The sequence below is a fragment of the Bacillus jepli genome (assembly GCF_047238305.1).
Taxonomy (GTDB): Bacteria; Bacillota; Bacilli; order Bacillales; family Bacillaceae_L; genus Ferdinandcohnia.
The window spans coordinates 4400667-4427527 of the sequence record NZ_JBDFMO010000001.1 but is presented as its reverse complement, the minus strand read 5'-3'; the positions used below and the strand labels follow the sequence as shown (position 1 = coordinate 4427527).

Genomic DNA, 26861 nt, shown 5'->3' with positions numbered 1-26861 from the left:
CATGGGGGAGAATTCAATGCATGGATGAAAAGGAACTAATTCGCAGTGCAAAGCGTGGTGACTCACTCGCGTTTGCAATGCTTTTTAAGGAGCATTATCCTTTTTTAGTAAAATATTTAATAAAAGTTACAATGAAGCCTGATATTGCCGAAGACCTGGCACAGGAAGCAATGATGAAAAGTATGGAAAAAATCAAAATGTATAACGGTAAAGCAAAATTCTCCTCATGGCTCATCACAATTGCGACGAACTTATACATTGACGATCTGCGAAAAAAGAAACGCGAGCATAACTATCAGCAACAGGAACAAGCCTTGCGCAAAATGAAGTGGCAATTTGATAACCAGTCAGAAGATTGGAATGATGTTCTTAACGCACTAGGTAGGCTTTCTGATGAAATTCGAATTCCAATTATTCTCAAACATTACTATGGGTATTCGTATGAAGAAATAGCGGATATGCTTCATATTGCCATCGGAACTGTTAAATCAAGAATACATAACGGAATTCAAACAGTAAGAAAGGAGCTGAGACCCAATGAAGAAAAACAAGCTAGTCCTACTAAAGAACGAACCACGACATGAAGAAGACGTAGAAACGATTCAGGAAATCAATGAAGCACTTACTAAAATAGATCAGCATTATTCGGTTTTCACTCCTGATTTACAAGTATTCGAACAAATAGTTGCAGCCGAACAACAGAAACAAAAGAAAAAATTCAGACGAGATCTAATCGCCTTTATATTAGTCGCATTATTCATGATGACAGCATTAATCACAGCATTTTTCCAATTGCCACTTGCGTATATTCTCATTCAAGGTATCGCAACAATTAGCTTCCCGGTTTATAGCTTCTATCGTTATCGAAAACGGGTGATGCGTACATGAACACGCTTGATATCAAAATTTGGATATTAATCGTCATTATTTTACTCATTCAAAGTTTTTGGTTGTTTTTAGACGCAAGGAAGCGGGGGCATAATTATTGGTTTTGGGGAATTTGGGGACTAATTCAATCTCCCATGCCAATCGTTTTTTATCTTATTTTTGCAAGAAAAATTTATCGACACAAAGCAGGTAGGGAATGATGGGGAATATAGCGAAATATATTGTATTGTTGATAGCCGTTATAGGACAAATCGTAGGAATTGTATTTTTGTTTATTGATATTTCAAAGGCACTGACGTTTTATGCATTTTATATAGTTGCCATTGTTTTATTATTTGCTTTATTAGTATGGGAACGAAAACGTGAGAAAGAGGAGGATGACGAGAATGATTATCGTGACTACTGATTTTGTACCAGGAAAAGAAGTGAAAGAACTAAAGGGATTTGTTAGAGGGGGTACGGTTCAGTCAAAGCATATCGGTAAAGATATTATGGCAGGGTTGAAAACAATTGTTGGTGGAGAAATTTCCGATTACACGGAAATGCTAGAAGAAGCACGTCAAAAAGCAATTGGTCGAATGGTAGATGATGCGAAGGCAAAAGGAGCAAATGCTGTTATCGGAATGCGTCTACAAACCTCAGCCGTTATGCAAAATGCATCCGAGATTATTGCGTATGGTACGGCTGTATATGTTGAATAATCACTTTTTAGCTAGGATAGACTTTCTATTCTGGCTTTTTCTTTTATTTACAAGTCTTTCCTATGGTACTATAGCAACAGAACTACATTGGAAGGAAGGAATTTGAGGTGAACGAACGATACTCACGGCAAGAGTTATTTACTCCAATTGGATTGGAAGGACAAAAGAAGATAAGAAGCAAACACGTTCTGATAATCGGTGCGGGTGCGTTAGGTACTGGAAGTGCTGAGGGACTTGTTCGGGCTGGAATCGGAAGGCTGACAATTGTGGACCGTGACTATGTAGAATGGACGAATTTACAAAGACAGCAATTATATAGTGAAGAAGATGCAGCCGATCGTTTACCAAAAGCGGTAGCGGCAAAACAACGTTTGGAAAAAATCAATTCCGAGGTTGATATTCAGGCTCATGTCATTGATGTTTCCATTCAAGAAATTGAAAATATTATTGATAATGTTGATTTAATCATCGATGCAACCGACAATTTTGACATAAGAATGCTTTTAAATGATGCATCACAAAAATATAACATCCCATGGATTTATGGGGCATGTGTTGGGAGCTATGGGATTAGTTATGTCATCTTGCCAGGAAAGACACCTTGTCTCCATTGTCTCCTAGAAACCATACCAATGGGGGGACTGACATGTGATACGGTTGGAATTATTAGCCCAGCTGTTCAAATGGTGGTGGCCTACCAGGTAACGGAAGCACTTAAAATATTGGTTGAAGATTTCGATGCGCTACGAAATAAATTAGTTTCATTTGATTTATGGAAAAATCAACATACTGAGATAAAAGTTGATCGTGTAAAAAAAGAGGGCTGTCTTTCTTGTGGAACAAATCCAACCTATCCATTTTTATCCTATGAGAATCAGACAAAATCAGCTGTTTTATGTGGAAGGGACTCCGTTCAAATACGACCAAGTAAGCGAATGGAAAGAGATTTAGATTCTCTTGCAGAACGTTTAACTGCTCAAGGTGGCAAGGTCGAAACAAACCCATTCTTACTATCGTTTACACAAGGTACACATAGAATGGTTGTTTTCAAGGACGGTCGTGTTCTCATTCATGGAACAAAAGACCTGTCTGAAGCAAAGAGTCTGTATCATCGGTATTTAGGATGATTATAAAACAGGGGGAATTTCGATTCACAAAAAGTTCATCTCTTTGACAAAAAACTGCCTTAAAAACGCACCTAATTTTTCCACATTTGATGATACTCTAAAACCATAAAATAGATAATGGGGGAGTAACTTTGGACGAATTATCAATAACATTTAATATTGCGGCAGCGTTAGTATTACTATTTTTTATTGGAACCATTATTATTGAATCATAAAAAAATCCACGAAGTTTTCGTGGGTTTTTTTGTCTTGTTTTTTTTCCGCCCCTTTAATCAGGGGTATTAACCATGATTCCTGCTACTTGTTGTAAACGAGCATAAAAGGCTTCGGCTGCATCACCGGTTAAATCCGTTTCCTCGAAAGCTTCTTTCATACAACGTAGCCAAGCTCTGGCACGTGTGGGTGTAACCTCAAAAGGCATATGACGATAGCGCATTGCCGGTGGTCCGAATTCATTACTGTATAATGTCGGGCCTCCTGTAAATTGCGTTAAGAACATATATTGTTTTCTTTTAATTTCTTCTATATCTCCTTCGAACAGAGGAGCTAAATCAGGATCGGCATATACTTTTGGATAAAATGTGTTTACTAAATTTTGAATGGCATCTGCTCCACCGATTTCTTCATATAAGGTATTAAGTTTAAAGTCCATCATATCACCGCCGCTTCATTTTTCTTATAAGTACTATATCAATACTAAAAATAATGTAGTGTGATTTAAATCACATCCAATAGATAATCATTCCCATATAAGAGAATGTTTGCTATTATAAAAATAATCGTTATGTTTAAGAATTTGACTTTATCCTTATTGTTTTCATCATAAACAAAAATAAAGTCAATTACAATTTAGGAGTGTGAAATTTTCGTGGACGATTTGCCACTGAGTACCATCTTTTTGTTAGTCGTATTAATATTGTTATCAGCGTTTTTTTCTGCTAGTGAAACAGCCTATTCAAGTGTTAATCGAATTCGGCTGAAAAATTATGTGGATGAAAAACGACGTGGAAGTAAGAAGGCATTTTATATTACGGAGCATTTTGATAACGCCCTTTCGGCTATTCTTGTTGGAAACAATATTGTAAATATTGCTGCAGCATCTATCGCATCAAAGCTGGCTTCAGATCTTCTTGGAGGAAATACTGGACTTGTCGTTAGTACGTTTGTCATGACGTTACTCATTTTAGTATTTGGAGAGGTCCTTCCGAAATCATTCGCAAAAGAAAATGCGGAAAATTTCTCATTACGGGTCTCTGGAGTATTATATATATTAATGAAAATACTCACACCAGTTACCTACCTATTTGGATTACTAAAAGCATTAGCAGCCAAGCTTATTAACAGTAATAATGATACTCCATCCTTTACCGAGGAAGAAATCAAAGTAATGGTTGATTTGAGTGAAGAAGAAGGAGTTATTGATAATAAAGAAAAAGAATTAGTACACCGTTCCCTTGATTTCAACGATATATTAGTGGGGGAAATTTTAACTCCACGCATTGATATGGTTGCTGTTGAGGTGAATGATCCTATAGAAAAAATACGAGATATGTTCTTAGAGGAACGTTACTCACGTGTGCCAGTGTATGAAGACAATACCGACAATATCATTGGCATTTTATCTGAACGTGAATTTTTAAGTCTTCTCGTTCAACAAAAGAAAATAAATGTTCGTTCAATAATCCGCAAACCATTTTTTGTAGTGGAGTCGATGAAAATATCAACCTTACTGCCAGAACTTCAAAAAAGCAAAACACATTTGGCAATCGTAGTTGATGAATTTGGCGGAACTTCAGGTTTAATTACATTAGAGGATATTATCGAGGAAATTGTCGGTGAGATTTGGGATGAACATGATGAAAAGATCAAATATATTACACAATTAGATGAAAATACATATGAAATAAATGCCGATATGCCACTTGACGATTTTGCTGAAATCATTGGAATTGAAGAACCGGAAAGCTCACATCATTCTGTTGGGGGTTGGATTTTTGAATCGTTTGAGAAAATTCCAGTAACCGGAGACACCTTTGATTACTTACATCTCAGCTTAACTGTCACGGAAGTGGAAAACCGCCGAATCAGAAAAGTAAATGTAGAAGTAAACCAACAAATATTAGAAATTGAATAATAAGGATCCAGAGGGACGGTTCTCATGGTTTTCAAAAAAATGGAAAACCAATGGAACCGTCCCTTTGGATTTACTGGATGATGCTGGCCAAAGCTGCGGGGATAGGGACTTTTTCATCGGCTCCATATTTCTTTTCGAAAGAATGGTATTCAAAAAGGGTACCTTCAGGTGAACACACAGACAGGTCTAGAATGTAGTCACCATGATCACCCTTTGTTTCGAGATAAAAGATTAATTCCGATACTTTAAGGTGGTAAAAATGATACTGAAAACCAAGGAATTCTTTTGTATCGAAACTCGTATCTGGGTGGGTTGAAATATACTGGGCAAGGTCATCTATCGTTGCCATAGGCTTCTGCAAAACGATATTAATTTTTTCTTTTACAATTTGGGATGTATTCGATAATGTATCTTTTGCCTTCGTTGTTATACCCCGAATAAATTGCTGTACTTCACTCAATTCGAATCTCTCCTAAAAGGGAATTCATATCTTACGAATAGTAATCCTGGTAACCTTCATTTGAAGATTCTACATTTTTTGTTTTCGTATTATTATTAAAAGGGGCTGCAATTTCGCCTTCCATATAAGAATCACTTACTTGTTCATGGGTTGTAGCAAGTCCTGAGGATAATTGATCGTCCTTTTCGTAATCTCCAGGCTGGTAATGTCTTGCAGCTAATTCCTCTGTGCTGTTTTGTAGTTTATCCTTCAAAGCAATCCCTCCTATAATAGTATGATCTAACTTAGTATTCCAATAATATTCTGTAATAAATCAAGTCAAAAGTTGGGAAGAATGAGAAAAACAAGAGACACCCTTTAAGGGTGTCTCTCTAGCCATTAATATTTAATTGTTATTAAGCTCTTCCACCCATAGATTGTTGAGCAAAAGATACTAAACGCTTTGTAATTTCTCCACCAACTGATCCGTTTGCGCGAGATGTAGTGTCAGCACCTAAGTTAACACCAAATTCTTGAGCAATTTCATACTTCATTTGGTCGATAGCTTGTTCTGCACCTGGTACTAATAATTGGTTACTGCTGTTGTTGTTTGCCATTTTCCTTCATCTCCTTAAACTGACTTTTTTTGGTGGGTCACTCTGGAATTGCACCAGATATAAGGGTTTCCTTAGCCTCTAGGCTAACCCGTGTGTATTTAACCTGTTTATGTTGCTTGGTGAGTTGTGTGTTGCTGTGTTTGTACTAAGTATTATGTGACGAAGAAAAGATTATATTCGAAAATAACCTTGCCAATTAATTCCTACAGAAAAGAAAGCATAACAGCTTTGTTTCATCGAAAAACTAGTGATAACTAAATATGAAAATGAGTAGGAGAAAAGATCATGCCGATTTGTCCATTATGTAATGGCCTTAACAAAGCAAGTTTCTCATGTGCACAATGTGGGAAGTCTTTAGAGGATTCAGGACGTATTATTGATTATTTTGATGACTATAGTGCATATATGCAAATTGATGACATGAAAAAAATAGATGGCATCCAAACAACCTTCCAAAACAATAAATGTGCCCATCTATTCTATTGTACAAACTGCCACAACCAAGAAATAAAATTAATCAAAGAATAAGGACGGAGCCAGGGGAGCCACGGGTCCCAGGGGGCACGGAGACGGTTCTTGTGGCTCCTTTTGGAACCACAAGAACCGTCCCTCTGGTCCCAACAAAAAAAGTCGCCCAAAAAGCGGGCGACTTTTTTCTTTTATGATTAACGGATTCTCTTTTCAGTTTCTGCGTCAAAGAAATGGCATTTGTTCATGTCAAATGCAAGTTCGACTGTTTCACCTGGTTTTGCTTGAGTACGTGAGTCAACACGTGCAACAAAGTCAGTACCAGCAAGCTGTGAATATAGCATTGTTTCAGCACCAGTTAATTCAGATACTTCAATCTGTGCATTGATTTTAGAACCTTGAGCAGATTCAATGAATACAGGCTCGTCATGAATATCCTCTGGACGAATACCAAGGATAACTTCTTTGTTTACATAGCCTTGTTCGCGAAGAACCTTCATTTTTCCTTCTGGAACAGCGACTTTTACATCACCAATTGTGAATGTACCATCCTGTAATGTACCAGGGAAGAAGTTCATCGCTGGAGATCCGATGAAACCAGCAACGAATACGTTTTCCGGATTGTCATAAACGTCTTTTGGTGCACCAACCTGTTGGATAATGCCATCTTTCATAACAACAAGACGTGTAGCCATTGTCATCGCTTCTGTTTGGTCATGCGTTACGTAAATAGTAGTTGTTTGTAGGCGTTGGTGAAGCTTAGAAATTTCTGCACGCATTTGTACACGAAGCTTTGCATCAAGGTTTGATAAAGGTTCGTCCATTAAGAATACCTTTGCATCACGAACGATTGCACGTCCTAATGCAACACGCTGACGTTGACCACCTGATAATGCTTTCGGCTTACGAGTTAAATATTCTTCTAGACCAAGAATTTTTGCAGCTTCTTTCACACGACGATCAATTTCATCTTTCGGGAATTTACGAAGCTTTAATCCGAATGCCATGTTATCATAAACACTCATATGTGGGTATAGTGCATAGTTTTGGAATACCATCGCGATGTCACGATCTTTTGGAGCAACATCATTTACGCGTTTTTCATCAATGTAGAAATCCCCTTGAGAAATTTCTTCTAATCCAGCAATCATACGTAATGTAGTTGACTTACCACAACCAGATGGACCTACGAATACGATGAATTCTTTATCTTTAATATGAAGGTTAAAATCTTCTACTGCAGTTACTTTATTGTCGTATACTTTGTAAATGTGATCTAAAACTAATTCAGCCATTTTTTCTCCTCCTAGTGTAAACGTTTTCTATAGCTAAAGTTTACTTTAAAGAGAAAAATGCGTAAATGTGTAAATTGCACAAAACGTTGAAAGGGTTTTCGTGCATGTCTACCAATTCTAAAAATGCTCAAGGTCTAGAATGGCTAAATAGGTTGTTACCGCACCGTGGAAATGCTTAATATCAATTCCCGTCTTTTCAATGAATTTCTCGATTCGGTACTGCAGGCTATTTCGGTGCATATACAATCGCTTCGCTGCATTTGAAACATTCAAATCACTTTCAAAGAAAACCTTTATCGTTTCTAGTAACTCATGATCAGTTTGAAGTTCTTCCGGAATTACATTTTTCAGTTGGTTCCGAAAATCTTCATCCATTCCTTCAAGTAATAAAAATGGCAGAATATCATGTAATCGATAAACCTTTTGTTTGTGTAAAAAGAGGATACCCTTTTGAAACCATTCTTTTTCAGTATGAAAAAGAGATCCAAGATTGTCAGAAAGGGGATGGGTTTGTCCAATAAACAAACGCATGTCTGTGTAAAAATCACTTGTTAATGTCACGGTGATTTCATCATAAAAGACATCCTCAATTATTTCCTCGTTTCTTGTTTCTATTAGAACACCGCTTGAATCATTTTCCCAAAGAAAGATAGTATCTCTTGGTAAAAGTGCCTGAATGGCCTCCTGGAATTCAACATGGTCGGTAATCGGTTGGTCAGCATAAAATTGAATGAAACGACACTGCGAAAAAGAAAATTGATCAGGTGATAGGGTCCCTTGTTGTAAAAACAAGAGGTTATACCAAAATGCCTGTGTATCGTTCATATCATTGACATGCGTGCCATATGGTGTGAATAGGGAAGATAAAAGGGAGGTCTCTTTTGTAGAAAGACGTTCCTTTTTAATCCCAAAAAAGGTTCCAGTATCTGTCAAAAACCATGAATATAAATCTGTTTTATATGGTGATTCTCCTGTTATAAAAGCATCCTTATAATGCTTCATCAAATTTTCAATCATGTAAAATGCTCCTTTAATTCAATCAAATAACCGTAAAAAAGTCTCCTTCTATTATAACAGAAGGAGACTAAGTCGCTAACTTGTTATTCAATTACATTCGGTGGCTCTTCTTTCTCAAATTCGCGTGCTTCCTCGATATTTGTTTTATCATGGTAACGGTAGACGGTACCCCCTGCCATTCCTTCGTTGATGAAGCGATCCACGTCCATGAATACTTCGTCTTTCCCTTCATATTGAAGGTCTTCACGCTCTTTTCCTTTTTTAGCCATAAAAAAACCTCCTTTTTGTGTTTAGTATGTGAAGGAGGTGAAAAAAGATTCCTTATTCGTAAACATGGAAGAGCATCAATTCATGAATTTGTTTGGTAATGTCATTAATGATTTTTAAATCCGGGTGGTTGCCTTGCCAATCAATGCTTCCATCCTTATTGTAAATGCCATGATACTTTGTTCCTTGGAAGTAAAAAGAAAAGCTCCAACCGGGAATTTTGCTGCTTTTATATAAAGGCTTCCATTGAAAATGTGAAATCATCGTAAGCTCCCCTTAGGTCTTATTTGACATCCAGCTTAAACGCCTAGCCCCTCGAGGTCACAAGCCAATCCATCAAGAAGGTCAAAGAGCGACCTTCATGCTGGCTCGTCTTGTGCTTGTCGGGGCTGAACAAGGCGCTTAAGCTTTTGCTGCTTTCATTATAAGGAGTTTGGTTAAATTTTCAAGTCCTTTTTGATGAATATCTACCTCATCAAAAACCATTGGCTTTGAATTGATTTCATAAATGAAGATTGCACCATTTTTAGAACGCCCGAGATCAATGGAGAACTCTCCAATAAACTTTCCCGTTTCGTCCATAAGCGTTCTTCCAATTTTAAACACAAGCTTTTGCAAAATGACTTCATCAAATCGATCACGTACGATATGATAGGGAATTATCGAGCCCCCATTTGGGACATGTGTCGTCACACCATTTTCACCAGCAACTCTTACCCCGATACCGCTTATAAAATGTCCGTTATCACGATAATGACATAAAATTCTCAAATCATAACGCTTGCCGTCATAGGTGTCTGCCTGTATAGCTTCTTGAAGTAAATAGTTATTGTTCGTAAAGTCAACCTGATTTTTCTCCCAAAATGAGGTGATGGATGAGTAGATTTGTTTTCTATGGGCTGTTTCTACAATCATTCCATTTTGCTGTATTTTCAGTCTGTAAAGGCCAATTCCTTTATGTCCGGTTGAACTTTTTATATAAAGGATTGTATGTTTTGTAAACATTTTTTTAAGGTCCCTTAGATTTTTGAGAAGAGTGGTTTCGGGAAGAAATCGCTGAACAAAATCATTCCTCTTTAAAATTTGATAAACCTCCCACTTAGAAAAAAAGTGAGGATTAAAAAATGGGATCTCCTTCATTTTAAAGAATGAAACAATGTCAATGAAATCCTTCTTTTCCTCCATGTGACGATAAGGAATACGATTATACACAGCATTTGGAAGAGGCGTTTGTAATTTGATCCATTTCTGCAAAGGTTGGTAGAAGGTAAAAGCTTCCATAAAATGTCCCTGTATTGAATTTGGGGTAACGACGACTCCTAGCGCACCATATTCCTGTATGGACAATAAAATTCTTTTTAAGACCTTAAGATTTCCAATAAAAGTGTTGTCTTTTGAGTTACCGGTTAGAATCCCAATGAGAGGGCCAACATGATTTCCATCTTTATTAACAGGAAAAGGGAGCGAATGCTCTGGGCAGCTCCCTACATAAGGTATCATAGTGTTTGTCTTTCCAAAGAAAAGCCCGTTTTTTTCCTCACATTGATACCATTGCTTTTTTTCAATATGATAATAAATAGTACTCATTTGTAAACTTCCTCTGGCTTCTTAATGGTTGTTTCAGTTAGATAGAGAGCATATTGAAGAGGAAGTCTGCTTGAGAGTTTATCATATTTTCTTAGCTTTGGATGCGAAAAAATGGAACGACCTGGCTTAGAGTTTGCCTCGAACAGCCAAACACTGCCATTTTTATCGATTCCTAAATCAAATCCAAGTTCCCCAATATGCCCTTTTTGTCTAGAATCAATTGCTTCACTTAAAGATAGTGCTGCCTGTTTAAGAGAATCCGTTACTTTCTTACATTCTTCTATATCTGGAAAAATTTCTGTGAGTGTACGAACGACGCCCCCGTTGTTTAGATGTGTTGTCACGCTACCACGTCCAGCGATTTTTCCTGCCATCACGCTGACCTGCCATTTGCCTTTTTCATCCTTATTTGTATGGATTCTAAAATCAATTGTTTTATGATCATTTCGGAGCAAATGAATTCCTTGTTGGACGATATAATGCTCCAATTGTTTTTTGCGGAAGTGCGTGTTGATAAATGATTCAATGGAAGAAAAACGCTGAAGACGATTTTTCCCGTCCTGATCACGATAGCGACAATAATAATTTCCAGCTTCGCGGTCAAATAAAACTTGATAAATACCTAAACCAAGACTACCGTTTGCAGGTTTAATGTAAACATGCTGATATTTCGATAGCATACGTTCAATTAAAGTAAAGGTCGGACTTTTATGGGTTTCGGGTAAATAAGTTGAAACACGATGGTCTCCTTCTAATAACTGATGAATTTCCCATTTATCAAAAAAGCCAGGATTAAACCAGGGAATTAAGTACTCATGTTGCATTCGTTGTTTGATTTCACGTAAGGCTTTATGTTTTTCAGTTCGGCGGTTTGGAAGGCGGTCATAGACCACATTAGGAAATGGAACTTCAACCGTTTCCCAGCCATTATGATTATGGAATAGGCCATGAATTGTCCCTTTTTCCCAATCAATATGCTTCGCACCAAAAATAAATACATAAGCTCCAACTGCTTTTTCTTGAGCTAAAAGTTTTGCAAAGAATAGGGTTCTCTCTCCAATTGGACGAATCATTGACTCACTAAAACCTGCAGTGAAAATTCCAATAAGAGGACCCATGTAAAGATGATCTTCAAGGATAAAAATTTGTGTTGTACTTGTGTATGGAATCTTTAAGGCTACAAATATATCTTCTGACAATTTGATTTCCTGTTTATCGACTTGGATAACCTCACAATCACAGGAGGACGTTCCAAACAGAATATGTTTAATAGGTGTTTTTAATTGAATGGTAGAAGGAATATACACTTTTCCTGTTTCCTCCTGCGTTATTTTAAGTGACAGCGGTGTGCGCATTTTTTCAGCTCCTTTTTAAGTGTGTCTAGCTCTAAGCGCCATCGTCTACCGAACATAAGCAAATATCCGAGCACTTTGCGCTTTTCTAAGTAGTTTGTTTTGAATGAAGATGGAGGCAATATTGTAATGGTGTTTTGTACAGGGCATCCTCTTGTGATGGATTTGTTTCTAAAAGAACCTTTCTACCTGGCTTTGAATTGGTATCTAAAATCCAGATGGCCCCCTCACTTGTAAGACCTAAATCAACGCCGATTTCAAACAGAGGTTCAAATTGCTCTTCTAATAATTCTGGTAGCCTATTATTAATTGTATGAATATTTTCCGAAAGTAATTGTTTCTGATGAAAAGACATATTATCTGTCCAGCTTTCATAAGAGCGAGTTTCTCCGCCACCACCCAAATTAGAAATAAGATGATCTGGCATTCCAAGGCGAATCCCGCGACCTTGTTCCATCCATTTTCCTTGGCTGTCTTTTTGAAGTAAAATGCGAATATCAAAAGGACGGTTCTCTTCATTGTGGAGCGGCAAATACGGTTGTAATAAGTACGGTTGATTGCTAATTATGGAGTCAAGCCACGTTTTTAAATCTCTTCTTGTTGTAAATTGGTTCTTTTTTAGAAGTTTTTCATCTTTATAGAGAACCTCTACATAATTACGATGGAGAAAAAGACCAATAATTCCTTTTCCCATTGACCCTTTCTCTGGTTTTAGGATGATTTGATGCTTTTTCGTTAAAGCTCGTAGGATAGCAGAAGAGGAGAGAGCTTGCTGGGTAGAAGGGACATAGGGAGATAATTCCTTATCTAGACGTAAGGTTTTGTATATTTCCCATTTGTTTGGTAACCCGTGCCCTAAAAAAACATTTGCTGGACGTAACTTTAACCAGTTCATTATTGGCTGACTTTTTTTAGAGACTTCATCATTTGAATAAAAACAGCGGTCATATAAAAACATTGGAATTTCAAAACTGCTTTGTTCCCACTTATTAGTCTTGTGATTATATGTTTCTCCATGAACTAATTCAGAGGTGGGTTCAATTGATGTTGGAGTAAAGCGGTACAGTTGTATCCCGAATTCAGGAGCCCGTTTGGCGAGTTCCGTCGCATAGCCGCGTTCCTGGTTTGGATAAAGCGTAACAAAACCCAGTGAAATCATAAGACCCTCTCCTTTCTTACATACCGTTTATTAAACTATGCTGTACTAAATAAACACAATGCTGTAAAATTGCTTTTGCACTTGGGCGAATTTTGCTTGATAATTGATCCTGTTCTTGGTTTTTGGATGGCTTTGTATTGACCTCAATAATTGTTGGTTTCCCATTTTCATCAAGTGCAAGATCGATTCCTAACTCTGCAAATATTCCGTCGTCCGTTCCATCAATGATGGCAGCAACCTCCAGTGCTAACTCTTTCATTAACTTTTTAATATGAGGAATTTGTTTTACATCAAAGTTTTCGATAAGAACTTTATGGACCTTTTCCATTTCTCCACCTCTTGCAAGGTTTGAAACAAATTGATCCTTTGATGATACTCGTGCAATCACAGAAGTTAGTTGCCACTTGTCACTTGATTGCTTTTGACATAGCACCCGAAAGTCCAATGGTTTTTCCTTATATAGTAGTAGTGAAATACATTCCTGAACAATAAATGTATGTTGTTTTAACCTTGAGAATAGGGATTGAAACAGGGACGCAAAGCTATAATGGACAGTCTCAATGTCACCTGAGAAGGTTGTATAATCTAATAAATATTTATCTTCGTCTGTTTTATGAATTCGAAAAATATTTCTACCTTGACTTCCATGGACTGGTTTTACAAAAACACATGGATATTTCTCTAGCATTTCAAAGAGAACATCTCGACTTGTTAACAGCGCGGTTTCAGGGATATATGAATGAAGATGCTCATTTTCTTTTAATATTTCATGGACTTCCCATTTATTTAAAAAATGATCATTGAAATATGGAACATGGTTCATCTGTAATTCATTTGTAAAATCGATAAACCTTCGGGATTGTTCCCGTTTACGGGAGTGAATCCGATTGTGAACCACCTGAGGGTATGGAACAATGGACCTTTTCCACGTTCCATCAAAGTAGATATACCCACTATGCTTATAAAAGCTATTTAAAGAGAATACATAAAAAAATACCCCGATTTCGTTAGCGTAAAGTGATATTTCTTGGCAAAACTCTTCGATTGAGCCGAGTGATATTTGATTGTGTTTGTCGTTTACCTCTGTTAAAAGTCCAACCACTGGACCGATTTCAAGCTTGGCATTTGCTCGTTTTAAAAGAGTAATCGAAAAATTCTCAGGAGGAAGCTGCAGTTCCTGCAAAATGAAGTCACTACATTGAATCACAGGCTCACTCTCATTAATAGATACGATTTCGACAATGACACTATTCCTGCTGCACGATAATTCAATTTTCTGTAGGTTTTGTAACCCAAATTCTTGAAAAATCTTGTCACTCATTTGTATTTGCAAAGGGGAAACCTGCTTGTTAGAAACAGGAATCACCTCAATCAGAATTTTTTCCGTCATCTTGATAACCCCATTTGCTAAAACTTACGTTCAAACACTATAATTGATAAGGTGGTACTTCAATCGAGAAAACGGTTCAGCCATAAAACTAGGCGAATGTCTTGTAACGTATCGTATGAAAAAATAAGTAAAACTGTTACTTAATAAAGTTCAATTATAGAAGGTGATTGTATGAATGTATTTTTAATGATCGTATTTATGATGGTGATTGGAGCCATTATTGGGGGAGTAACGAATTCTCTGGCAATCAAAATGTTGTTTCGACCATATAATGCCATCTACATTGGTAAAAAGCGAGTTCCATTTACACCAGGATTAATTCCGAAACGAAGGGATGAGCTTGCAAGACAGATGGGAAGAACCGTAGTAGAACATCTTTTAACACCTGAAAGCCTAAAGAAAAAATTAAAGGACGAAAGCTTTGTCCGTACAATCGAAGGCTGGGCGAAGGAAGAGGTTGGCAAACTCCTTGACACAGATAAAAATTTTAACGAGCTTGCGAAACATCTAGGAATACATAATCTTGATGAAGTGGCAGAGGAAAAGTTAATTACCTTGGTTGAAAAGAAATATGTGAATCTTTTAGATGAGATGGGCACAAGGGAAATCGGTCATGTCATTCCGGAATCGCTTCTTTCAAAAATAGAATTAAAGTTTCCAGAAGTAGTGGAATATATCACGGTAAAAGGCGTCGAGTATTTTGAAAGTGAAGAAGGAAAACTTCGTCTAAAAAGAATGATCGATGATTTTCTTTCCACCCGAGGGATGCTTGGGAATATGGTGCAAATGTTTCTAGGAAACACAAGCTTAATTGATAAAATCCAACCAGAAATCATAAGATTCCTAAGAAGCCCAGGAACAAATGAGCTTTTACAATCATTAATTGAAAAAGAGTGGAATAAGGTGAAGGCTTTGGAGGTTAATAAAGTAATCGAACAAGTGGGTTCAGAAAAAATTCTTACCTTCTTAAAGGAACAGACACTACACATCTTCCCTGTTAAGAAATATCTTGCAACCCCTGCAAATGTGGTATTACGACCATATAAAGACCGAATCCTCGAGACTTTTGTTCCTAAAGGAATTGAAATGTCGGGCGAATTTGTGGTAAACCGCATTGATAATTTGATGAAAAGCCTCAAGCTAGAGGAAATTGTTAGAGACCAGGTTGGAACGTTTTCTGTGGAGCGTTTGGAGGAAATGGTGTTAGGGATATCAAAACGTGAATTTAAAATGATTACGTATCTAGGAGCACTGCTTGGTGGAATGATTGGTATTTTTCAAGGGATCATTGCCCAGTTTTTTTAACAATAGGTATTGGCAAAATGGGTGATGAAGAATATGAATAAATAGTACCCTGATTTTACAGATAGAGATGAATTAGTTGGGAATGTTTGTTATAGTGGAAAAGAACCATTTTCCTCGCAGTAAAACTGGAAAAGGAGGTAGGTAAAATGGGTGTAAATTTATATGATGTTGCATATGGTGTTGAAAAGGCAATTCGTGAGAGCGATGAGTTTAAACAGCTAAAGCAATTATACGATCAAGTCAACAATGACCCAGGTGCAAAGAAATTGTTTGAAAGCTTCCGAAACATACAATTATCCCTTCAGCAAAAACAAATGATGGGTGAAGATATCTCACAAGCAGAAGTAGAGCAAGCTCAACGACAAGTAGCGCTTGTTCAACAGCATCCTACTATTGCAAGACTTATGGAAGCTGAGCAACGCATGAGCGTTGTCATCGGAGAACTAAATCAAATCATGTTAAAACCACTTGAAGAAATATATGGCAGCATGCAACAATAAGGCTTAATGAACCCTACGCGAATTGGCGGGGGTTCTTTTTGTTTTCGTTCGTTCATGTGAAAGCTAATGTTCTAATCAACTTCATTTTTTCATAACCATAAATATAGGGACAGCAACACCGAGAAGGAGGACCTGCATATGTATAGGTTACTTGCAATAAATGTTGATGGAACATTACTGCGTTCGAATGGTCGGCTACAAAGTGGAACTAAAGAAGCTATAGATTATGTTCGAGCAAAGGAAGTTTATGTGACTCTTGTAACAAGGCGTCATTTCGCATCGACGAAAAAAATAGCCAAAGCTTTAAAGCTTGACTCATTTTTAATTACGCATAATGGAGGGTTCATTAGCACAAATCTAGACGATCCCCTTTATGTAAAACGGATATCTGAAGAGAAGACTTTTAACATTGTCCAAGTATTAGAAAACTTTAAGTGTAGTATTCGCCTCCAACATGAAAAATTTTCGATTGGTAACCGGATTAGATTTCCTGGTAACCTTATCGCAAAAGCGATGTTTGGCTCAGGCGATCCACTTTTTTATCCTATGCAGTTCGTCGATTCACTTGGTGACTATTTAACAGACAATCCTGTTGCACCACCTAAAATTGAGGTCTATTCACAAAGTGAGGATGAATTGGGAACGATCAAGGAAACGATCAATGAACACTTCCAGGATATCCAAGTCGATTTAACCGAACCACATAAGCTAGAAATCACACCATTAGGAGTTTCTAAGCTTAATGGATTAAAAGTTTTAGCCAATCATCTAGAAATACCATTACATGAAACAGTCGTCATTGGTGATTCAAGTGATGATATTGAAATGATTCAATCCGCTGGGTTAGGGGTAGCGATGTGGAATGCCCCGAAGGAAGTTAAATTTGCAGCTGACTGGGTAACGCGTTCGAATAATATGAATGGTGTCTCCTACATGATCAAAGAGCATTTCCGAAAGCAGCAAAGAATTGAGTTTTTAAAACAGATTAAGGTTGAAAAATAAAGTTGTTTTGAACACCTCCACAGATTGTGGGGGTTTTTATATAGGTAAAACGGCTAACGTCGATAGAAATGGATTATCGTCGATAGAAATAAATTAACGCCGATAGAATCCGTATAACATCGATAGAACGAGATTATCGCCGATAGAGCATGAATGCCAACTACTGTCCAACTCAACATCCAACCAATATTCTCATATTGATTAAAAAACGTACATTCTGTACACTAATAGGAGCTAATTTTTTGAAAAGGTGAGGCAAACTATGCGTATTTTGTTCAAGGGGCTTGAGGATGAGCGATTTATTCGTCCACTTCAGCTGATCACAAACTTATTTTTCGAGGAAAGTGAAATTTCCATTACAGAACTAGAAAATCCTGATCTATTAGTAGATTTTCAATATGAATATAACAATCCTTTTATTACCTCAAAAGCAAAACTTATTGATCTGAAGTCTGGTAATGATTACGAGGGAAACTATAGTAAAGAATTTCCTCCATTTGAGAATGAAAAAGAGCTTTTTAAAAAGATTAAACAAGCAGTCTCACATGTCTATGTCATGGTAATGCAAGATTCCACAGGTATAACTCAGCCATGGGGAATGCTTACCGGTGTACGCCCCACCAAGCTGTTACACAAAAAAATTCAAGAAGGTGTGACACCGGAGACGGCTCACAAACAATTAAAAGAAGATTATTTAATTACCGATGAAAAAATCGAATTAATGCGGCAAATCGTGGACCGTCAACTCACGATGGTTCCAGATCTATATCAACTACAAAATGAAGTGAGTATTTATATTGGGATTCCTTTCTGTCCAACTAAATGTGCCTATTGCACATTCCCAGCGTATGCAATCAATGGTAGACAAGGTTCAGTGAATTCTTTCCTTGGTGGTCTCCATTATGAGATGCGCGAAATAGGGCGTTGGTTAAAAGAGAATAATATAAAAATAACTACCGTTTATTACGGTGGTGGAACCCCAACAAGTATTACAGCTGAAGAGATGGACATGCTTTATGAAGAAATGTATCAGTCCTTCCCAGATGTTCAACACATTCGTGAAATCACGGTTGAAGCGGGACGTCCTGACACGATTACACCAGATAAACTCGACGTACTTAAAAAGTGGAATATTGATAGAATTAGTATTAATCCACAGTCCTATATTCAAGAAACATTAAAAGCGATTGGCCGTCACCACACAGTGGAAGAAACCATTGAAAAATTCCATCTCGCAAGAAACATGGGAATGAATAATATTAATATGGACTTAATCATTGGTCTGCCTGGTGAAGGAGTGGAAGAGTTCAACTATACACTTTCTGAAACAGAAAAGCTGATGCCGGAGTCATTAACTGTCCATACATTATCTTTTAAGCGTGCATCCGAAATGACACGAAACAAGAATAAATATAAGGTTGCAGGTCGTGAAGAAATTACAGAGATGATGAACAATGCTTCTACATGGACAAAGGAACATGGCTATGTACCTTACTATTTATATCGAATGAAAAACATTCTTGGTAACCTAGAAAATGTTGGCTATTCAATTCCAGGTCAAGAGAGCATCTATAATATTATGATCATGGAAGAAATGCAAACGATCATTGGCCTAGGTTGTGGTGCAGCAAGTAAATTTGTGGACCCAGTAACAGGAAAAATTACGCAGTTTGCAAACCCAAAGGATCCAAAATCCTACAATGACAATTTTATGGAATATACGAATAAGAAAATCACAATTTTAGACGAGCTATTTGGAGTGGCTAAAGGGGTATAGGAAACTATACCTCTACTTTTTTTGATGAAAAAGAGGATTTTTCACTTTAATGAGGAATTAATCATGTATTGGACCTCATAAAGATTAACAAACTCCTTTTTATAAAATGTAAACGCTTACCTTGCGTTGCTACCTTATAAGACTTCGAGTACCTATTAAGATTTTTACCCACTATTATGAGTAAACCCCTAAATTAGGAGGGATAGCGATGACTACACGTTATTTGCAAGAAGAGCATCATATTTTTCGAAACGCTTTTCGGAAGTTCCTTGAAAAAGAAGCCTTCCCCTTTTATGACGATTGGGAAAAGAACAGGATGATTCCAAGGTCCTTTTGGACAAAAATGGGAGAGAATGGTTTCCTATGCCCGTGGGTCGATGAAAGGTATGGAGGTTTTAACACTGATTTTGCCTATTCAGTTGTTATAAATGAAGAGCTTGAACGAGTGGGGTCAAGTATGATTGGGATTGGTCTTCATAGTGACATTGTGGTTCCTTATTTACATGAATATGGAACAGAAGACCAAAAGCAAAAATGGCTGTCAAAATGTATTTCAGGTGAAATCATAACAGCGATTGCCATGACAGAGCCGGGTGCTGGGTCTGATTTAGCGGGGATTAAAACAACTGCTATAAAGAAAGGTGACCATTATATTGTCAATGGTCAGAAAACATTTATCACCAACGGCATTCACGCCGATTTGGTCGTTGTAGTGTGTAAAACAGATCCAAAAGCAAAACATAAAGGAATTAGTTTGTTAGTAGTCGAAAGGGATACACCTGGATTTTCAAGAGGGAGAAAGCTTGATAAGGTCGGGCTTCATGCCCAAGATACGGCAGAACTTATTTTTGAAGATGTAAAAGTTCCTGTTGAGAACCTCATTGGAATGGAAGGAAAGGGTTTTTATTATTTGATGGAAAAGCTGCAGCAGGAACGTCTGATTGTTGCAATATCAGCCCAAATTGCAGCGGAGACAATGCTAAAGCTAACCTTGAAATATGTAAAAGATCGTGAAGCATTCGGTAAATCGATTAGTAAATTTCAACATATTCAATTTAGACTTGCCGAAATGGCGACTGAAATTGAGATTGGCAGAACATTTTTAGATGATTTAATTGAACAACATATTGCTGGAAAGGATGTGGTGACAAAGGTTTCAATGGCAAAGTGGTGGTTAACGGATATGGCAAAAAAGGTTGCAGCTGAATGTATGCATCTTCATGGTGGTTATGGATATATGGAAGAGTACGAGATTGCAAGAAGATATCGGGACACGCCGGTATCGGCCATTTATGCGGGTACAAATGAAATTATGAAAACCATCATTGTAAAAAATATGGGGCTATAATTTCAAAAATATATTAAAGTGGGGGAATGTATGATGATGATTATACCATTGCTAGTTTCTTCAATGCTCGAGCGCGCAGAAAGATATTTTCCAAAGAAAACTGTTATATCGAGAACTTCATCTGGAATTGTAACCCATACGTATAAGGAAATAGGCGAGCGCACTAGAAGATTATCAAGCTCCCTAGAAAAAATAGGTGTGAAGAAAGGAGAGCGTGTTGGAACACTAGCATGGAATCATCATCGACATCTTGAAGCATATTTTGCTATACCTGGTATTGGCGCAGTCTTGCATACCATTAATATTCGTCTTTCGCCTGCTCATATTGTCTATATTATCAATCATGGCGAGGACAAGGTTTTACTTTTTGATGAAGACTTGCTGCCTTTATTAGAAAAAGTAAAGGACCAATTAAAAACGGTTGAAGCTTATGTCCTTATGACAGATAAAGACGAACTTCCAGAATCAAGCCTAGAGCCTCTTTTTCATTATGAAAAACTTATTAGTGAAGGAGACCCTTCCTTTGAGTTTAAGAAAGATTTAGATGAAAATGATCCAGTTGGAATGTGTTATACATCTGCAACAACTGGAAATCCAAAAGGGGTTGTTTATTCTCACCGTGGAGTCGTGTTGCATAGTATGGCACTCGGTCTCGCAGATAACGCTGGCTTATCCGAAAGTGATATTGCGATGCCGGTTGTTCCGATGTTCCATGTAAATGCCTGGGGCTTGCCATTTGCTTCGGTGTGGTTTGGAACAACACTTGTGATGCCAGGACCATATTTCACCCCGAAAATTTTAGCTGAATTAATTGACTCCGAGAAGGTAACAATGACTGCTGGAGTTCCTACAATCTGGCTTGGACTTCTTAATGAATTAGAGCAAGGAAATTACGACACGAGCAGCTTGACCCGCATCCTATGTGGTGGTTCGGCCGCACCAAAAGGGCTCATTAAAGCATTTGAATCAAAATATAAAATCCCGTTTATCCATGCATATGGGATGACAGAAACCACACCTCTTGTTGTTTTATCACGTCTAAAAAGCTACCAAAATGATTTGCCTGAAGAAGAGAAATTAGAGATTCGCTCAAAACAAGGGTCTCTCGTACCGTTAGTAGAAATGAAAATCGTTGGAGCAAACGGGGAGGTTGCCAATGATGGAAAAGAAATGGGAGAGCTTTTATTAAGAGGAAATTGGATTGCCGATGAATATTACAAGGATGAACGAACAAATGAAGCATTTCGTGATGGATGGCTCTATACTGGGGATGTTGTAACAGTCGATGAAGAAGGCGTTGTGAAGATTGTTGACAGAACAAAAGATTTAATCAAGAGCGGCGGGGAATGGATTTCCTCTGTCGATATTGAAAATGCACTTATGGCCCATGATGCTGTATTTGAAGCGGCGGTTATCGCAGTTCCCCATGAAAGATGGCAAGAACGGCCGGTGGCATGTGTTGTGTTAAAGGATGCCGCAAAAGAGCACACAACGAAAGAAGAACTATACGAGTTTCTAAAGCCCCAATTTGCAAAATGGTGGTTACCAGATGATATTATCTTTATGGATGAAATTCCGAAAACATCGGTAGGAAAGTTCTTAAAGAGAGCTCTTAGGGACCAACTGAAAGAGCATTTATCACAAGTGAAATAATAACTCAAGGCCATCCAAGAAACTTTGGATGGTTTAATTTTTGAAAACGGTTTCTTTTATATTGATATAATTGTATAATAGGAGAAACACCATCTAAGGGGGCATATTAATGGCAACTGAACAAGTTGAAAAAGTATTTCTACATATGGAAGAGCGAGTAGCATACCTTACTCTTAATCGCCCAGATGCATTAAATTCAATGGATTTTGATATGTTAAATGAGATTTTACATAGTTTAAAGGCTGTAGCTGCTAATGATGAACTGGATATCCTTGTTTTAGCAGGAAGTGGACGCGCGTTTTCGGCTGGCGGAGATATAAAAACAATGTTAAGTTCTACAGATGATGATGCTTTTGAGCATGTGATGGAACTTATTTCTGAAATCATGAAAACACTTTACTTATTACCTAAACTCGTTATCAGTGCAATCCATGGACCAGCAGCAGGGCTTGGGTTAAGCTTTGCATTAGGAGCTGACTATGTTATTGCTGATCGACTTTCAAGTATAGCCATGAATTTCATCCGTATTGGTCTGATTCCAGATGGAGGCGCACATTTCTTCCTTGAAAAAAGACTTGGTGAAGCAAAAGCTAAACATGTGATTTGGGAAGGAAAGCAATTGTCACCTGGGGAAGCTTTGCATATTGGGTTAATTGATGAGGTTGCAGAGGAAGAATTGCAAACAGCTGTGATTCATAAGGTGAAAAAGTGGAAAAAGAGACCAATACTAGCCATGATTCAAACCAAATCCATATACAATCAAATGCACTTGCCAGAGCTTGAAAAAATACTAGAATTAGAAAAACAAGGTCAGCAAGCAATGAGAAATACAAAGGACCACCGCGAAGGCATTCAAGCTTTTTTAGAAAAAAGAAAACCAATGTTTACTGGTGAATAATAAAGAAGTCCCGCTGAAAGATCAGCGGGGCTTTCTTTATTAAAAAGGCACCCTACCTGGAAAACCTGACTAACGATGGAATAACACTAATTTACCAGCGGAGCTTGTGCACCGATGGGTGGTTTCTAAATAATTTTTTTCTTTAAGGATCTTTTCTCCCGTTTCCTTCGCTTCTTTTTCAGTAGCCGCTTCAAATGTTTCTTCAAGTAATTTTTCTCCCGTTTTATCAAACACAGTTAACACATAATTCATGTAAGATTCCCCTTTTGCAAAAATTCTGATATGTAAAGTGTAGTAGATTGCTAATTTTCATGCAACAAATAATAAGAAAACAATTATGGTATGATTATTTGATGAAACTTTTTTCCTACATAATCGTAGATACTACTGGAAAAGGAGGAGTATAGATGGCATTACAACTAGAACATGTGACGAAACGATTCGGTAGCTTCACTGCCGTTGACGATTTGTCAATTGAAATTCCAGAGAGCGAAATGTTCGGATTTTTAGGTGCGAATGGTGCTGGAAAGACGACAACATTCCGGATGATCTTAGGATTATTGGATGTCAGTGAAGGACGAATAAGTTGGGATGGGAAGAAAATTAATTATGATACAAGCCATATGATTGGTTACCTGCCAGAAGAGAGAGGTCTATACCCGAAAATGAAGGTACGTGATCAGCTTGTCTATTTAGCACGTCTGCGTGGAATGCAGAAGCAAGATATTTTAAAACAAATTGATTATTGGCTAGAGCGATTTAAGGTTCCTGAGTATGCAACCAAAAAGGTTGAGGAACTTTCAAAAGGAAACCAGCAAAAAATCCAATTTATCGCTTCTGTCATTCATAAGCCAAAGCTTCTGATTCTTGATGAGCCCTTTAGTGGACTCGACCCAGTTAATGTTGAGATTTTAAAGGAAGCGGTTGTAGATTTGAAAAATGCTGGAACATCAATTGTGTTTTCCAGTCACCGTATGGAGCACGTTGAGGAATTATGTGAGCATTTATGCATCATGCACCATGGAAAACCAGTAGTCCATGGGTCATTAAAGGAAATCAAGCGTTCCTTTGGAAAGAAAAACGTTATTGTACATGCTGATTTCGATATTAGTCATTTGAAAACATTAGCAGGCGTTACAAAGGCAAAGGAAACAGCGGAGGGACTTCATTTACAAGTTGAAAGTGAAGAGATTTCACAAAAAATCCTTGCTTCAATTACAGGAAGAGGTTTTGTTCGAAAGTTTGTATTGGAAGAGCCTTCCTTAAATGATATTTTTATCGAGAAGGTAGGTGCTTCGTATGAGTAAGTTTTGGATTATTCTTTTTCACACATATGTGAGTAAATTAAAAACGAAATCTTTTATTATTACTACGTTAATAACGGCGCTCATTATTTTTGGTCTTGCTAACATTCAAACGATCATTGAGAAATTCGATAAAGATGAAACAAGTCATGTTGCGGTTTTAACGGAGTCAAACGAACTCTATCAGGCGTATGAACAGACGTTAACACCTATGACGAGTGACGTTATTATAGAAAAAATGGACGGAACTGAGGCGGAAGCAAAAGAGCTGGTAGCATCTGAAGAAATTACAGGTTATCTCCTATTGACAGAGACGCCTGATGGACTTCCTCAAGGAATCTATAAAGCTCCATCAATTACTGACTCAGAAATTACTGGGCAACTTGAACAAGCTCTTCAGCAATTGAAGGTGACAATCGCAACGACAAAAGCAGGATTATCGCCTGAGCAGATCAATGAGCTATATGCGCCTGTTCAATTTAAAAAACAAGCACTTGAAGAAAATGCAAAATCTGAGGAAGAACTTAATCAAGCACGAGGATTAGTTTATGTCCTTTTATTTGTCATCTACTTTGCAGTCATCATGTACGCAAATATGATTGCGATGGAGGTTGCGACTGAAAAATCTTCCCGTGTGATGGAAATACTCATTTCAAGTGTTTCTCCGATTAAGCAAATGTTCGGGAAAATTCTGGGGATTGCCCTTCTAAGCTTAACTCAATTTGCAGTTATTTTGGCGGTTGGGTACGGTTCCTTAAAGCAAAGCATGGGTGGAATGGAAGGCGGATTTTTTGAAGTGTTTGGCTTTGGTGACCTGCCGATTTCAACCTTTGTTTACGCTGGAGTCTTCTTTATTTTAGGATATTTCCTATTTGCAACACTTGCTGCCTTTTTAGGTTCATTGGTAAGTCGTATTGAAGATGTTCAACAAATGATCACCCCAATGACCTTATTGATTGTAGCTGCTTTTATGATTGCGATGTTTGGTCTAACAAAACCGGAATCATCCGTGATTACGATTACCTCATTTATTCCGTTTTTTGCACCAATGATCATGTTCCTTCGAGTTGGAATGCTAACACTGCCAGCTTGGGAAATCGCATTATCAATCGGAATCCTAGTGCTCACCATCACATTATTAGCCATTTTCGGAGCACGAGTCTACCGTGGAGGAGTCCTCATGTACGGCAAATCATCCTCCTTCAAAGACATTAAGAAAGCCCTGCAACTAACAAAAAATGATAAATAAGGACCAGAGGGACGGTTCTTCTGGCTCCGAACTAAAACGAGGGGATATTTCCCCTCGTTTTTTATATGAAAAGTTCATAAAATAAGAACGTGCATTCGCATCTTGGTGGTGGTAAAATAAAGACAATAGAACAAAGGGAGCGTTGAAATGAATACGATCACTTTTTTACATATCGCGGATTTGCATTTGGACAGTCCGTTTTCTGGGTTAGCAAACCTACCATCAGAACTATTTAGGCGTGTGCAAGAAAGTACCTTTACATCCTTGACAAGATTAATCAACATTGCGATTGAGAAAAACGTAGATTTCGTCGTGATTGCTGGTGATTTATTTGACGGAGAAGACAGAAGTCTTCGGGCGCAGTCCCGATTTCGAAAGGAAATGGAGCGTCTACAGGAACATAATATTGAAGCCTTTATCATCCATGGAAATCACGACCATCTTGGCGGAAACTGGCCACATTTTGAATGGCCAAGTAATGTCCATTTGTTTCAAAATGAAAATGTCGAAGTAAAGCCTTTTATAAAAAATGGGGAAACACTTGCGAACATCTACGGTTTTAGTTATACAAAGAGAGCTGTGCTTGAAAACAAAACCTCTTCCTATGAAAAAAGAGAAGATGCACCATTTCATATAGGTATCTTACATGGAAGTAGAGAAGGGGAAAGTGCTCATAGCCGCTATGCGCCATTTCTACTTTCGGAACTCCAGCAAAAAGGTTTTGATTATTGGGCTCTTGGACATATTCACACTCGGGAGATCCTTTCCGAGGACCCACTAATTATCTATCCCGGCAATATCCAAGGAAGACATAAAAAAGAAACAGGCGAAAAAGGCGGTTATCTTGTAAGCCTTTCGAAAACTGGAGCGGAGTACCTATTTTTTCCAACCTCAGACCTTATCTGGGAGGATACGACCATCGATATTTCAGAGGTTTCCAGTTTTGACCAACTTGTAGATCAAACATTCGCCCATATAGATACTCTTCGGAAAGAAAATCAAGGTTTATTTTTAACGATTGAGTACACAGGAACAGGACCACTTCATGATCGCCTTCAAGAAAAAGGAATGCAAGAAGATCTAGTATCACTTTTAAACGATGATATAACAGGAAAGAACGTTGTTTATGTAGTGGAAGTAAAACAACACACACGACTTGAAATTGATCGAGAAAAATTAAGGCAGGATTCTCATTTCATTGGTGATTTGTTAGAAAACATGGAGACCTATCAGGATTTCAATCAAGCACTACTACCTTTACGAAACCACCAAAGCTTTCGCAGGTATGTCGACAATTTTACAAGTGAAGAACTACAGGAAGTACTTCAGGACGCCGAAAATTTTATTCTTCGGGAACTGTACCACTCAAACAGGAGGTGATGAT

At 37.7% G+C, this 26861-nt stretch carries 31 protein-coding genes; 18 read left to right on the top strand and 13 right to left on the bottom strand.

Going from position 1 to position 26861, the window contains the following annotated elements:
- Positions 1-20: 20 nt before the first annotated feature.
- From sigY to ABC371_RS22515, 6 genes are all read left to right on the top strand, one after another.
- Complete coding sequence (gene sigY, locus ABC371_RS22540) at positions 21-584, top strand: RNA polymerase sigma factor SigY (RefSeq protein WP_412898855.1); 564 nt, start codon at positions 21-23, stop codon at positions 582-584.
- Entirely contained in the window at positions 538-888 is a 351-nt protein-coding gene (locus ABC371_RS22535; RefSeq protein WP_412898854.1) for a YxlC family protein, read from the top strand. Before sigY ends, ABC371_RS22535 begins: the two co-directional genes overlap by 47 nt.
- A complete protein-coding gene (locus ABC371_RS22530) occupies positions 885-1088 on the top strand; it encodes a sigmaY antisigma factor component (RefSeq protein ID WP_412898853.1) in 204 nt (67 codons plus the stop codon). Before ABC371_RS22535 ends, ABC371_RS22530 begins: the two co-directional genes overlap by 4 nt.
- Positions 1085-1294 (top strand): hypothetical protein, encoded by a 210-nt coding sequence (locus tag ABC371_RS22525; RefSeq protein ID WP_412898852.1) that lies wholly within the window; start codon positions 1085-1087, stop codon positions 1292-1294. Before ABC371_RS22530 ends, ABC371_RS22525 begins: the two co-directional genes overlap by 4 nt.
- Positions 1275-1589, top strand: a complete 315-nt coding sequence (locus ABC371_RS22520; protein ID WP_412898851.1) for a YbjQ family protein — start codon at positions 1275-1277, stop codon at positions 1587-1589. The genes ABC371_RS22525 and ABC371_RS22520 overlap by 20 nt, the downstream gene beginning before the upstream one ends.
- A 107-nt stretch (positions 1590-1696) precedes the next feature.
- A complete protein-coding gene (locus ABC371_RS22515; protein WP_412898850.1) occupies positions 1697-2716 on the top strand; it encodes a thiazole biosynthesis adenylyltransferase ThiF in 1020 nt (339 codons plus the stop codon).
- 268 nt (positions 2717-2984) lie between these two features.
- Here ABC371_RS22515 and ABC371_RS22510 read toward each other — a convergent pair whose 3' ends face one another.
- Positions 2985-3368, bottom strand: a complete 384-nt coding sequence (locus ABC371_RS22510; RefSeq protein WP_412899424.1) for a globin domain-containing protein — start codon at positions 3366-3368, stop codon at positions 2985-2987.
- Between the two features lie 216 nt (positions 3369-3584).
- On the opposite strand from ABC371_RS22510, the gene ABC371_RS22505 reads away from it, so the two are divergent.
- Positions 3585-4850: a hemolysin family protein gene (locus tag ABC371_RS22505; RefSeq protein ID WP_412898849.1), complete on the top strand. Its 1266-nt coding sequence runs from the start codon at positions 3585-3587 to the stop codon at positions 4848-4850.
- Between the two features lie 70 nt (positions 4851-4920).
- Here ABC371_RS22505 and ABC371_RS22500 read toward each other — a convergent pair whose 3' ends face one another.
- The 3 genes from ABC371_RS22500 to ABC371_RS22490 form a co-directional block, all read right to left on the bottom strand.
- A complete protein-coding gene (locus ABC371_RS22500; RefSeq protein ID WP_412898848.1) occupies positions 4921-5310 on the bottom strand; it encodes a hypothetical protein in 390 nt (129 codons plus the stop codon).
- A gap of 31 nt (positions 5311-5341) precedes the next feature.
- Complete coding sequence (locus tag ABC371_RS22495) at positions 5342-5563, bottom strand: YozQ family protein (RefSeq protein WP_412898847.1); 222 nt, start codon at positions 5561-5563, stop codon at positions 5342-5344.
- Positions 5564-5705: 142 nt separating this feature from the next.
- Positions 5706-5906: an alpha/beta-type small acid-soluble spore protein gene (locus ABC371_RS22490; protein ID WP_412898846.1), complete on the bottom strand. Its 201-nt coding sequence runs from the start codon at positions 5904-5906 to the stop codon at positions 5706-5708.
- 285 nt (positions 5907-6191) lie between these two features.
- Between ABC371_RS22490 and ABC371_RS22485 the strand changes: the two genes are divergently transcribed.
- Entirely contained in the window at positions 6192-6434 is a 243-nt protein-coding gene (locus tag ABC371_RS22485) for a hypothetical protein (RefSeq protein ID WP_412898845.1), read from the top strand.
- A 137-nt stretch (positions 6435-6571) separates the two neighbouring features.
- On the opposite strand, the gene ABC371_RS22480 is transcribed toward ABC371_RS22485, so the two are convergent.
- From ABC371_RS22480 to ABC371_RS22445, 8 genes are all read right to left on the bottom strand, one after another.
- On the bottom strand, positions 6572-7669 hold the full coding sequence (locus tag ABC371_RS22480; protein WP_412898844.1) for an ABC transporter ATP-binding protein: 1098 nt from the start codon (positions 7667-7669) through the stop codon (positions 6572-6574).
- 117 nt (positions 7670-7786) lie between these two features.
- Positions 7787-8686, bottom strand: coding sequence for a PucR family transcriptional regulator (locus ABC371_RS22475; RefSeq protein ID WP_412898843.1), 900 nt, complete (start codon positions 8684-8686; stop codon positions 7787-7789).
- Between the two features lie 83 nt (positions 8687-8769).
- Entirely contained in the window at positions 8770-8955 is a 186-nt protein-coding gene (locus ABC371_RS22470) for a hypothetical protein (RefSeq protein ID WP_412898842.1), read from the bottom strand.
- Positions 8956-9007: 52 nt separating this feature from the next.
- Positions 9008-9217 (bottom strand): YheE family protein, encoded by a 210-nt coding sequence (locus ABC371_RS22465; RefSeq protein ID WP_412898841.1) that lies wholly within the window; start codon positions 9215-9217, stop codon positions 9008-9010.
- A gap of 138 nt (positions 9218-9355) precedes the next feature.
- Positions 9356-10540, bottom strand: coding sequence for a YheC/YheD family endospore coat-associated protein (locus ABC371_RS22460; protein WP_412898840.1), 1185 nt, complete (start codon positions 10538-10540; stop codon positions 9356-9358).
- A complete protein-coding gene (locus ABC371_RS22455; RefSeq protein ID WP_412898839.1) occupies positions 10537-11895 on the bottom strand; it encodes a YheC/YheD family endospore coat-associated protein in 1359 nt (452 codons plus the stop codon). The genes ABC371_RS22460 and ABC371_RS22455 overlap by 4 nt, the downstream gene beginning before the upstream one ends.
- A gap of 85 nt (positions 11896-11980) precedes the next feature.
- Entirely contained in the window at positions 11981-13051 is a 1071-nt protein-coding gene (locus ABC371_RS22450; RefSeq protein WP_412898838.1) for a YheC/YheD family endospore coat-associated protein, read from the bottom strand.
- Positions 13052-13067: 16 nt separating this feature from the next.
- Entirely contained in the window at positions 13068-14441 is a 1374-nt protein-coding gene (locus tag ABC371_RS22445; RefSeq protein ID WP_412898837.1) for a YheC/YheD family endospore coat-associated protein, read from the bottom strand.
- 171 nt (positions 14442-14612) lie between these two features.
- On the opposite strand from ABC371_RS22445, the gene ABC371_RS22440 reads away from it, so the two are divergent.
- The 7 genes from ABC371_RS22440 to ABC371_RS22410 all read left to right on the top strand — a co-directional run bounded on the left by ABC371_RS22440 (position 14613) and on the right by ABC371_RS22410 (position 22924).
- The gene (locus ABC371_RS22440) at positions 14613-15746 is read left to right on the top strand and encodes a DUF445 domain-containing protein (RefSeq protein ID WP_412898836.1); all 1134 of its coding nucleotides are present in this window, start codon (positions 14613-14615) and stop codon (positions 15744-15746) included.
- Between the two features lie 146 nt (positions 15747-15892).
- Complete coding sequence (locus ABC371_RS22435) at positions 15893-16246, top strand: YlbF/YmcA family competence regulator (RefSeq protein WP_412898835.1); 354 nt, start codon at positions 15893-15895, stop codon at positions 16244-16246.
- 138 nt (positions 16247-16384) lie between these two features.
- Positions 16385-17248 carry a Cof-type HAD-IIB family hydrolase gene (locus ABC371_RS22430; RefSeq protein WP_412898834.1) on the top strand — a complete coding sequence of 288 codons (864 nt, stop codon included), beginning with the start codon at positions 16385-16387 and terminating at the stop codon, positions 17246-17248.
- Positions 17249-17510: 262 nt separating this feature from the next.
- Positions 17511-19025, top strand: coding sequence for a coproporphyrinogen III oxidase (locus ABC371_RS22425; protein WP_412898833.1), 1515 nt, complete (start codon positions 17511-17513; stop codon positions 19023-19025).
- 208 nt (positions 19026-19233) lie between these two features.
- Positions 19234-20373 (top strand): acyl-CoA dehydrogenase family protein, encoded by a 1140-nt coding sequence (locus tag ABC371_RS22420; RefSeq protein ID WP_412898832.1) that lies wholly within the window; start codon positions 19234-19236, stop codon positions 20371-20373.
- Positions 20374-20406: 33 nt separating this feature from the next.
- A complete protein-coding gene (locus ABC371_RS22415; protein WP_412899423.1) occupies positions 20407-22026 on the top strand; it encodes a long-chain fatty acid--CoA ligase in 1620 nt (539 codons plus the stop codon).
- Between the two features lie 109 nt (positions 22027-22135).
- The gene (locus ABC371_RS22410; protein WP_412898831.1) at positions 22136-22924 is read left to right on the top strand and encodes an enoyl-CoA hydratase; all 789 of its coding nucleotides are present in this window, start codon (positions 22136-22138) and stop codon (positions 22922-22924) included.
- A gap of 69 nt (positions 22925-22993) precedes the next feature.
- Here ABC371_RS22410 and ABC371_RS22405 read toward each other — a convergent pair whose 3' ends face one another.
- Complete coding sequence (locus tag ABC371_RS22405) at positions 22994-23176, bottom strand: YhzD family protein (protein WP_412898830.1); 183 nt, start codon at positions 23174-23176, stop codon at positions 22994-22996.
- A 155-nt stretch (positions 23177-23331) separates the two neighbouring features.
- Between ABC371_RS22405 and ABC371_RS22400 the strand changes: the two genes are divergently transcribed.
- From ABC371_RS22400 to ABC371_RS22390, 3 genes are all read left to right on the top strand, one after another.
- On the top strand, positions 23332-24231 hold the full coding sequence (locus ABC371_RS22400) for an ABC transporter ATP-binding protein (RefSeq protein WP_412898829.1): 900 nt from the start codon (positions 23332-23334) through the stop codon (positions 24229-24231).
- A complete protein-coding gene (locus tag ABC371_RS22395) occupies positions 24224-25477 on the top strand; it encodes an ABC transporter permease (RefSeq protein WP_412898828.1) in 1254 nt (417 codons plus the stop codon). Before ABC371_RS22400 ends, ABC371_RS22395 begins: the two co-directional genes overlap by 8 nt.
- A 147-nt stretch (positions 25478-25624) precedes the next feature.
- Positions 25625-26857 carry a metallophosphoesterase family protein gene (locus ABC371_RS22390; protein WP_412898827.1) on the top strand — a complete coding sequence of 411 codons (1233 nt, stop codon included), beginning with the start codon at positions 25625-25627 and terminating at the stop codon, positions 26855-26857.
- Positions 26858-26861 lie beyond the last annotated feature (4 nt).